We start from the raw sequence: 10271 nt of genomic DNA, 5'->3' as shown, positions 1-10271 counted from the left end.
AAGAAATGTATAACGATTATGGCCTTTGGGTGAGAATGGATTTCACAGATTGGCATGAAGTGACCAATGCTTATTTGTATGAAGATGTTAATAACCGTATGGGAGCTACAATGATCGATGATACTTGTCGTGAAAATGCGATTATTTTTTCTCAGACCTTATTGAGCAATGTTTCCAAAGAGTTTGCAAAAGCTTATTTCCCGTTGGAATTATTTTTTGTAAAAACCTATAATGGTAGTTGGTGGGCAGCTGATTACGCACAATTAGGAAGAAGTCGGTTTGTACTGTGTTGGCCGAACCAAATGGAGGGAGCTTTGCCTGTCACTAAAGAGGCTAACCCGGATTATTATTATCAGGATTCTCTGATTTCGGGTTTGATTTGGAAAAATTTCGGGACAATGATCGCTCAGCGTTTCGATGAACCGATCAAAGAATTTGTATTGGCTGGAAAAGCTTATGATAATGGGGAAGCTTATGATAATATCAGAGAGCAATATCAAAAAGACGGTGATGAAGAAAAATATGATAAAGCAATCGATGAATTATGTAAAAACGGAGGATTCCTGTCTGGAGCCGGTTCTGGAAAATTTACAACAGATTTTGGAGATTGGCTTAGTCTTTTAGTTATGGAATCTTATGATAACATCAAAAAGGATTATTTAGACAACAGTATAGCCAGAACTGCTAAATATAAAGTTATTGTCGAATTCTTTAAAAAATATAATTGGGATATACAGGCAGCTGGAAATAAATTCCGTCAGAAATACAATGAGTACAAAGCAACTTTACCTCCTCCTGTAGAAGATGATGAGGAAGAATAATAAATAATTTATTATTACATTGAATGATCTTCCTCCTCTATTATTTGAAGGAAGATCATTCCCTAAACCAAATGGATTATGAAAAGTACAATTCAGAAATTAAGATCGATGATTAGTGTCATTGCTATTTCTTTAATTTTAAGTTCTTTTACCACGAGTACAGCAAGAGTTGAGACTTCGTTCGGAACCACTATTATGGGTGTCCCGTCAGGGAGTAAAACTTTTACTTTTTGGGGAAATAATTATATTAGTGTGTCGATAGGGAATAATAGTTCTATTCCGGTTATTGCATTCTATGAATGTTTACAATTGCAAAAGGGTGAAGAGTATATTGTTTTACCTCCTTATCGGCATACGATGGGAACTCCATTTTATGTTGACGTTCCCGAGCATGAATTGCCTTTTCTGTGGGTTTTTAAATTTGATGCCTCATATTATGAACGAGAGGGTAATATAAATGTAGGTTTTGTCGCGACATGGGCACCGTATTGACTTTTTTGTCTCTAATAGAATTGATTGATACGTTTTAATCTATTTTTATAAAATGTCGGGAAATTATTTAGGATATCTACTTGGTTTTGTTTTGTTTGTATCGTGTTCGCATGAGCAGGATAAGAAGCAAAGGACTAGTTCGATCAATTTACGCCAACAATACGTCAAAACAAACAAGTTTTTAGACGTCGATATGTCGAAATTTCTTCCGGGGACTCAAATTCAAGCTTCGGTAACTGCCGAAGATTCGGCTCAGATGTTTGTGGCTTTGTATCGTTTTTATAGTCATGTGAAAGTGGTGGACGATGCCTACGTGTGTGATTTGACAAATGCGCAGGAGATTCAGGTTTCTGAAAGGGTTTTCAGATCTTTATCGGAGAATTTGCAGAAGACGAATCTGCAAATTCAACGGTTGAAAGAACAAGGCAAAAAAGTAACTATTTCTGAAATAACTCCCGAATACCTGAATTCCCTTTTAGAAAATAAGTGAAATCAGATAGACTGGTTTCACTTATTTATTTTGTCGGATATCTATATTGCTGTTAGCAAGTTTGTACTTGATTTTAGAGTGGAAGGTCCTATTCTGATTTACTTTTCAGTCCGCTTCGTTCCAGCAATGCGTCGATGGTCGGTTCCTGGCCCCGGAAGCGTTTATAAAGTATCATCGGGTGTTCGGAACCGCCTTTTTCCAGGATATTTTTCCGGAAAGATTCGGCGGTAGCCTGGTCGTAAATACCTTGTTGTTTGAAAACCGAGAAAGCATCTGCATCCAACACTTCCGCCCATTTATAGCTGTAGTAGCCGGCAGCATAACCTCCTCCGAAGATATGGCCGAAACCGGTAGAAAAACAGCTGCTGTCTACGGGCGGAAAGGATTCGGTCGGAGCCATTGCCTGATTTTCGAATGCCTGGATAGAACCGTTGACAGGAGAGGTGACCGAATGCCAGGCCATGTCGACCAGGCCGAAACTCAATTGGCGGTCGTTTTGGTAACCACTCTGGAAGTTGGCTGCTTCGTGGATCTTAGTGATATATTCCTGGGGAATTTTCTCTCCGGTCTGGTAATGTACGGCCCAGGTATCCAGCCACTCTTTTTCAAGTGCCCAATTTTCCATAATCTGAGAAGGTAACTCGACAAAATCCCGGTAGACATTGGTCCCTCCGGTAGAATTATAAGTACATTGGGATAACATCCCGTGAAGGGAGTGTCCGAACTCGTGCAGGAAAGTGGTCACTTCGTCGAAGGTCAGTAGGGAAGGTTTGCTGGCTGTCGGTTTGGTAAAGTTCATCACCAGAGAAACCAGCGGCCGTACGTCCTGCCCGTCTTTTTTATGCTGGCCTCTGAATTCGGTCATCCAGGCACCACCGCCTTTGCTTTCGCGTGGGAAAAAGTCCGTATAGAGGACGGCAAGAAAACGGCCGTCCCGGTCGTATACTTCGAAGGTTTTTACATCTTCATGGTATTTGGCGATATTGTCCACTTCTTTAAAAGTAAGGCCATACAATTGGTTGGCTAATCCGAATACCCCCTGCTGTACATTTTCCAGTTTGAAATAGGGTTTTAGCATTTCGTCGTCGAGCGCGTATTTTTCCTGTTTCAATTTATTGGAATAATAGGCCCAATCCCAGCGTTGTAATTCGCCTTTAAATCCCTGACGCCGGGCAAATTCTTCTACTTCCTGTTTTTCGGCCAGGGCATGAGGATGGGAAGCTGCCAGCAGCTGACCGAGGAAGGTATTCACCGTCTCCGTGTTTTGGGCCATCCGGTCGGTGAGTACGTATTCGGCATAGGTCGGATAGCCCAATAGTTGTGCTTTTTCCAGGCGGAGAGTAACCATCTTCCGGATCACCTCTTTGTTGTCGTATTGGTTATCCCGGTTTCCCCTTGAAGCATAAGCCCGGTACATTTTTTCCCGCAATTCCCGGTTGTCGGCATATTTCATAAAAGGAATGTAACTGGGGGCATGCAAAGTGAACAGCCAGCCTTCCAATTCTTTTTCTTTTGCCGTCATCGCAGCCATTTCGACCGCTCCTTCAGGAAGACCTGACAGATCTTTTTCGTCGGTAATGTGGAGGGTGAATCCGTTGGTTTCGGCCAGGGTATTTTCGTCGAATTTTAATCCCAGTTGGGATAACTCCATGGCTATTTCCTGAAATCTTTTCTGGGCTGCACTTTCCAGGTTGGCTCCTCCTTTAATAAAGGATTTCCACGTATCTTCCAGAAGAGTAGATTGTTCCGGTGTCAGACTTTGCCGGTCCCGGGATTCGTATACTTTTTTCACCCGTGCAAAAAGTTCCGGATTCATGTATACACTGTTTCCGTATTCAGTGAGTTTCGGCGAAACCCGTTGGGCGATCTGTTGCATCTCTTCGTTGGTGCAGGCGGAGTTTAGATTGAAAAAAATCGAAGAAATCGTGCTCAGTTTTTCTCCGGCCTGATCGAGCGCCACAATGGTATTTTCAAAGTCCGGAGCTTCTGCCGAAGTTGAAATCGTTTTAATTTCTTGCTTGGCTTCCTCGATGGCCTGGTCGAAAGCCGGTTCGTAATGCCGGGTTTCGATGCGGTCGAAAGGAGGGGTTTGATGAGGGGTAGTGAAATGCTCCAGCAAAGGATTGCCGGCCTGCTTTTCGCTACACGAAGTTATCGATAAGATAAGTGTCGTCATACAAATTATCGTTTTCATTTATATTTCTGTTTTGTTTACGGCAAAAGTAAAAATTAATCTTCAAAATCTGTACTAAGTTTATATTATTGGGAAAATAAAGCGGAAACAATGGCTTTGCTATAAATTATACCAGGATCGGACTTTACACTAGTTTTAAAATTATAAATTGTAGTTAAAATTATATATATTTGTCCATCATTTATGTCCGGCATGTTGTCAGATTCAAAGATATTGCAAACACTTCGGGAAAAAGAACCGCTCGGTATGGATGCCTTGTTCGAAAGGTATTACAGACCCTTAGTGGTATTTGCCGAATCGTATTTGCATGATTTGCAGAGTGCAGAAGATTTGGTACAGGAACAAATGGTAAAATTATGGTCGAAACAGACCTTTGCCGGTATCGTTCCCGAGGCATTGGGTACTTTTTTGTTTACCGTAGTGAAAAATGCCTGTATCAACTGGCTCGAGAAGAAGAGATTACCTGTAAAAAGCCTGGATCTTCTTCATTATCAGATCGCTTTGGAAGAGGCCGAACGTTTGGACGATTCCGCGGTGGAACTGATCCGGGGAGCCTTGGAAAAATTACCCGATAAAACCCGTCTCGTGGTTACGGTGGTTATGTTGCAGGAGAAGATGTATAAAGAGGCGGCCGAGGAATTGGGGGTGTCGGTAAATACAGTAAAGACTTTATTGAAGCAAGGCATGCGGGAATTGAGAGAACTGTTGAAAGATAAGCAAGAATTAATATTTTATTTTTATCTTCTGCATGCTGAATGTAGAGAACAGAATCCAATATATGATCACCTTTAATTCGAATGTTATGATAAGAAATCTTTTTCTGTTAGTCGTGTTTTTAGGTTGTGTTAGTTTGCGGCATGTAGAGGCTGCCATCGATATCGTACCTAAGCCGGTGAAATTAGTAGAAACCGATGGCCGGTTCGATATCACTTCCGCCTGTTCCATTGTGGTGAATGACGATTTGAAAACTTGTGGGGAGTTGTTGGCAGATTATCTTCAACCGGCTATGGGGTATCGTTTAGCAGTGAGTAATAAAGCGGAAAAAAGCAAGCCGGCTATTCGTTTAAGCCTCGATAAGAGCTTGAAGAAATTATCTGAAGAAGCCTATCGGTTGGAAGTTACCGAGTGGGGGGTGCGTATACAAGGGGCTTCGGAGAAAGGAATATTCTATGGCATCCAGACGTTGTTGCAATTGCTTCCTGTCGAAATCTTTCAGACTGAAGTACAACCGGTAAGCTGGACCGTTCCCGGAGTGCAAATTGAAGATTATCCCCGGTTCGGATGGCGTGGATTTTCACTGGATGTATGCCGTCAGGTTTATTCGGTAGATTTTATTAAAAACTGTATCGATTGGCTGGCTATGCACAAGATGAACGTCTTTCACTGGCATTTGACGGATGATGAGGGATGGCGGATAGAGATCAAAAAATATCCGGAGCTGACCCGTACCGGTGCATGGAGGGGACCGAACGAAAAGTTAAAACCTACTTTTTGTTCGGGATACTACCGTTATGGCGGTTTCTATACGCAGGAACAGATCCGGGAAGTGGTCGGTTATGCTGCTAAACGGCAGGTGATGATTATGCCGGAAATCGAAGTGCCGGGACACAGCCGGGCGGTAGCTGCTGCTTATCCTGAAATTCTTTGTGATTATATAGATCCCGGGAAGCACGAATTGTCGCAGAATTCCTGGTGTGCTGCCAATGAACGGGGATACGAAATCCTGGGGGATATCCTGAAAGAAGTAGCAGGCTTGTTTCCTTGTCCATATATCCATATCGGAGGGGATGAAGTAGAGATGGAGTATTGGGAAAACTGTCGCCGGTGTACCGGATTGATGAAAGAGAAGCATTTTGAGAAACCTGCCGAGGTACAGAATTATTTTATCCACCGGGTAGCGGAATTAGTCGAAGCTGCAGGGAAGAAAATGGGAGGCTGGAGTGAGATTATGGACGGAGGAGAACTGCCGTCGGGTACGGTAGTCTTCTCGTGGATCGGACTGGACCATGGTATCGCTGCTGCCCGGAAAGGATTACCGGTAGTGATGATGCCTGGGGAATACTGTTATTTCGATATGGGACAGACCCCGCTGGAACGCGGACATTATTGGGCAGGGATGGTGCCTACAGAGAAAGCATATGCTTTTAATCCCTTGATTCCCGATAGCCTGAAACCGGCTGAAAGAAAAAATGTGCTGGGAGTGGAAGGGGCGATCTGGTCGGAAATGATGGATCGTCCGGCCTGGCATTGTGAATATCAGATGTTCCCGCGTTTGTGCGTTACGGCAGAAATCGGATGGACACCCCAGGAGCAAAGAGAATGGACCGATTTCAAGGGACGTCTGGATAGGAGTCATTATATGCGCTTGTATCAGAAAGGCATTCGTTTTCGGGTACCTTTCCCGGAAGTTACTCATCAGAACGGGGTATTGACCGCAGCGGCTCCTTACCCAGGGGCAGTGATTCGTTACACGGCCGATGGTAACGAACCGACCTGTTTCTCTCCGTTGTATACCGGTGAGATAAAGACAGAACAACCTGAAAACTATCGGTTTAAGACATTTTTTACGCCGCATTGGGGAAGTATTGCTGTCGGTATCGAAAAGTACTTGCATCCGGAGATGAAGGTGACGACGACTATCGATGCTCATCCGAAATGTCCGGCCCAGTTGCTGGCGGATGGAAACGAAAAAACTTTTTTCAGAAGTAATCGGCGGGTAAAAGACGGGGATACCGTTTTGTTCGAATTCGAAAAACCTTTGGATTGCCGTAAAATAACGATTAAGAGTGGAGCTTACCAGACCAGCCATTATATCATTACCCATGCTATTGTCGAAATATCTACGGATGGAGAGCGTTTTATACGTTCCGGCTGGTTCGATGCCGAAGGGGACAGTGAAGTGATCTGTACGGTTCCGATCAAGGCTTTGCGTATCGTGTTTACCGAACCTCAATACGAAGAACGATTGGTTTTACAGGATTTGAAGATCGAGTAGGCAAAAGGAAATTTGAAAAACAGAGCGTGTTTGTTGAAAATATTGTTCTATCTTCGTAGGCCGTAAGATGTTTTATTTTATGGTAGAGGAGAAAGAAGATCGGTTCACATTATTTAAACAGGGAGATGAACGTATTTTTCGGCAATACTACGAGAAATATTATCATGCATTATGTCTTTGGGTGGTGCGGATTATAAAAGAAGAGACAAGAATGCATGATATCGTTCAGGAAGCTTTTATTGTTTTGTGGAACAGCCGGATGATTATAGAATCTGAACTACACCTGAAAATGTTTCTTTATCAAGTGGTTCGTAACCGCTGTTTCAACTACTTGAAAAGTAAACGGGTCGAGGAAAAATATATTCAGGAGTATCTGCAAATGGAAGAAGAAGGGGGTTTCGAAGATACAGTGATTGAAGAAGAAGTACATCGTATTGTTGCACAAGAAATTGAAAAATTACCCGAGGAACAAAGGAAAGTGGTATATTTCCATATGGAGGGAAAAAATAATTTCGAAATTGCTGAAATCATGCAGATTTCTGTGAATACGGTGAAAACCCATAAAGCCAGGGCCCGAAAAACATTAAAAAATAAATTAGATAATCTTTTCATTATCACAGTCTTGTTGGGACTGTGATAATTTTTTTCTCTTTTTTTACTTTCCTTGTCATTCTCTTGGCCTTTTTAATTGTATTATAGTTAAAAGAGCTAAAAGTCTGTGACGTTATGAATAATTACGATGAAATAGAGCGTAAAATTTTCCTGATCAAAAATTATTTGGAAGACAACCTTAGTGTTGCCGAAGAGGAAGAATTGCGGGTATGGTTGGATGAATCGCCGAAACATCGGGAAACTTTTCAGCGAATCAGGGATAAAAAAATATTGTTTGCAAAGTTGGAATATCGGCAACGGCAAGAAAAGGAAACCGATTGGAAAGTGATTTGCCGGAAGACGGGTATCGGCTCTTCCCGTCGTTTGTGGTATATTCGGGTGGCGCGTTATGCAGCTGTTTTCTTCGGATTATGCCTGGGGGTATGGTTGTATTTCAGGGCTCAGGTGTCACAGCCTCAGGAATCGACATTGGCCGCTATTTCTATGGATACCATTTGTCCGGGATATAAACAAGCTTATATCGAGTTGAAAAGCGGTGAACGGATTGCCTTGGGAAATACCGGGAACAAGCAGGAGAAACGAATCGAGGGGATGGTTTTAAAAGAGGAAAAAGATGGAGTTATGATATTGCCCGGTGATTCGTTGGCCGATAAAGCAGTAGCGGTGGAAAAAAGTTGGATCGTGGTGCCGAGGGGAGGAGAATATCAACTGATTTTACCGGATGGTACGAAAGTGTGGTTGAATTCCGATTCGAAACTCGAATTCCCGAACACTTTTGTAGGCGATGAAAGAAGGGTGAAGTTGGCCGGTGAAGCGTATTTCGAAGTGGCTAAAAATAAAGCTAAACCTTTCCGGGTAGAGGTAGATCGGGTGGAGGTCGTGGTTTTAGGTACTTCATTTAATATACATGCTTATGATGAGGCGGTTAAGACTACTTTGGTCGAGGGCGCGGTAAAATTGAATGTCGCCGGTAAGGCTTATTCGCTTTCTCCCGGTTTTGAAGCTAATGTCGATCAGGGAGGGGTGAAAATAGTGAAATCGGATGTCTACGAGCAGATTGCCTGGAAGGATGGAAGATTTGTATTTCGTGAAAAACGATTGGAAGAGGTCATGTCGATCTTGTCTCGTTGGTATGATTTTGAAATTTTCTACCAGAATGCGGCAGTAAAAGATTTGCATTTTACGGGCAATATTCCCCGGCATGCTACGATTAATGAAGTGTTGAAATTTTTGGAACGTACTCACCTGGTACATTTTAGTGTGGTTGGGCGAACGGTAATCGTATCTGAATAAACGTCCCTATATTTCGTGAGGAAAGCAAATATTATAATTTTAATAAAAGACTAGCCACCGGAAACTGGTCCTTTCCGGTGGCTAAATTAAACAACAAGGTGTTTAATCTGTTAAAAACAAATTTATGAAAAAAAATCGAAAAAGGTGGTATCCGGAAGAGGGTATTCCCGGAAAATTTTTGAGAAAAATGAAGTTGATTTTATTTCTTTGTTGGGCCGGTATGATGCAGGTATCGGCTATGTCTTACGCACAAACCGGCACGGTAAGTATCCGGGTGAAAGAGACGGCTTTGCATGAGATCTTTCAACTTATAGAAGCTCAGTGCGGTTATACTTTCGTTTATAATAACGAACAGTTGAATGGCTTGAAACCGGTATCCATCGAGATGACCGATGCAAAAATCTCCAAGGTCTTGGATGAATGCTTGAAGGGGACGGATTTGCGCTATGAACTGCTGGACCAGATCATCGTCATCAACCGCCGTAGCGCTCTCCCTCAGACTGCCCTCGATTTGCAGGGAACCGTTAAAGACAAGGAAGGCAATCCGCTGCCGGGTGTTTCCGTTTTTATTAAAGGTACTACCATCGGGGTGGCGACCGATGTAGACGGTAAGTTTAAAATGCAGTTGCCTGAGATGGAAAATATGGTTCTGGTGTTCTCATTTACCGGAATGAAAAAACAGGAGGTAAAATATACGAAACAGCCTGTACTGAATATTGTGATGGAGGAAGATGTGGCTGAAATGGAAGAAGTGGTGGTAAATGGATATTTTACTAAAAATAAGGACAGTTTTACCGGAAATGCCGTAGTGGTGAGTAAGGATGAATTGGCAAAAGTCTCTTCCAATAACCTGCTCAGTGCTTTACAGGTGTTTGATCCCTCTTTCCGTTTGAAAGACAATGTGGATATGGGGTCTAATCCGAACTCCATGCCGAATTTCCGGATTCGGGGAAATTCCGGATTTGGTGCTGAAGGACTGTCGGAAGCCAATTTGAAAAATGATCCGAACCTGCCAACCTTTATTCTGGACGGATATGAGGTGGATGTGGAGAAAATCTTCGACTTGAATATGGACCGTATCGAGAGTGTGACGATTTTGAAAGACGCTTCTGCCACAGCGATCTACGGATCAAGAGCTGCCAACGGAGTGGTGGTCGTGACAACCAAGGCTCCGCAGGAAGGCCAATTGAGGGTTTCTTATAATCTGAACGTGGCTATCAGTGCACCTGATTTATCGGATTATCATCTGTTGAATGCCAGGGAAAAGCTGGAAGCGGAGGTGGCCGGTGGACTTTATGAATCCGAATATATGGATACTCAACAGAAGTTGAGAATGGATTATGCCGATCGTCTGAAACGGGTCAAAAGCGGGGT

Annotated in this window: 9 protein-coding genes; 8 read left to right on the top strand and 1 reads right to left on the bottom strand. The window is 42.9% G+C overall.

Translation table 11 applies throughout. The features are described 5' to 3' along the window. The 3 genes from WS42_RS13340 to WS42_RS13330 all read left to right on the top strand — a co-directional run. A partial coding sequence (locus WS42_RS13340; RefSeq protein WP_286728653.1) for a hypothetical protein occupies positions 1-821 on the top strand: 821 nt, incomplete at its 5' end. A gap of 78 nt (positions 822-899) precedes the next feature. Continuing rightward, positions 900-1313 (top strand): hypothetical protein, encoded by a 414-nt coding sequence (locus WS42_RS13335; protein ID WP_140403428.1) that lies wholly within the window; start codon positions 900-902, stop codon positions 1311-1313. 193 nt (positions 1314-1506) lie between these two features. After that, the gene (locus WS42_RS13330; protein WP_046403536.1) at positions 1507-1803 is read left to right on the top strand and encodes a hypothetical protein; all 297 of its coding nucleotides are present in this window, start codon (positions 1507-1509) and stop codon (positions 1801-1803) included. Positions 1804-1891: 88 nt separating this feature from the next. On the opposite strand, the gene WS42_RS13325 is transcribed toward WS42_RS13330, so the two are convergent. Further along, positions 1892-3979, bottom strand: coding sequence for a M3 family metallopeptidase (locus tag WS42_RS13325; protein WP_087381428.1), 2088 nt, complete (start codon positions 3977-3979; stop codon positions 1892-1894). 210 nt (positions 3980-4189) lie between these two features. Between WS42_RS13325 and WS42_RS13320 the strand changes: the two genes are divergently transcribed. The 5 genes from WS42_RS13320 to WS42_RS13300 all read left to right on the top strand — a co-directional run. Continuing rightward, on the top strand, positions 4190-4789 hold the full coding sequence (locus WS42_RS13320; protein ID WP_229032375.1) for an RNA polymerase sigma factor: 600 nt from the start codon (positions 4190-4192) through the stop codon (positions 4787-4789). Positions 4790-4799: 10 nt separating this feature from the next. Next, on the top strand, positions 4800-6992 hold the full coding sequence (locus tag WS42_RS13315) for a glycoside hydrolase family 20 protein (RefSeq protein WP_162613280.1): 2193 nt from the start codon (positions 4800-4802) through the stop codon (positions 6990-6992). A gap of 79 nt (positions 6993-7071) precedes the next feature. Then, the gene (locus tag WS42_RS13310; protein WP_022160132.1) at positions 7072-7629 is read left to right on the top strand and encodes an RNA polymerase sigma factor; all 558 of its coding nucleotides are present in this window, start codon (positions 7072-7074) and stop codon (positions 7627-7629) included. 89 nt (positions 7630-7718) lie between these two features. Further along, the gene (locus tag WS42_RS13305) at positions 7719-8897 is read left to right on the top strand and encodes a FecR family protein (RefSeq protein ID WP_022160131.1); all 1179 of its coding nucleotides are present in this window, start codon (positions 7719-7721) and stop codon (positions 8895-8897) included. A gap of 124 nt (positions 8898-9021) precedes the next feature. Next, on the top strand, positions 9022-10271 hold a 1250-nt coding region (locus WS42_RS13300; protein ID WP_286728649.1), incomplete at its 3' end, for a SusC/RagA family TonB-linked outer membrane protein.

The organism is Odoribacter sp. N54.MGS-14 (assembly GCF_000980295.1).
In the GTDB taxonomy this organism is placed as follows: Bacteria; Bacteroidota; Bacteroidia; order Bacteroidales; family Marinifilaceae; genus Odoribacter; species Odoribacter splanchnicus.
This window is presented reverse-complemented; position numbering and strand designations above follow the sequence as displayed.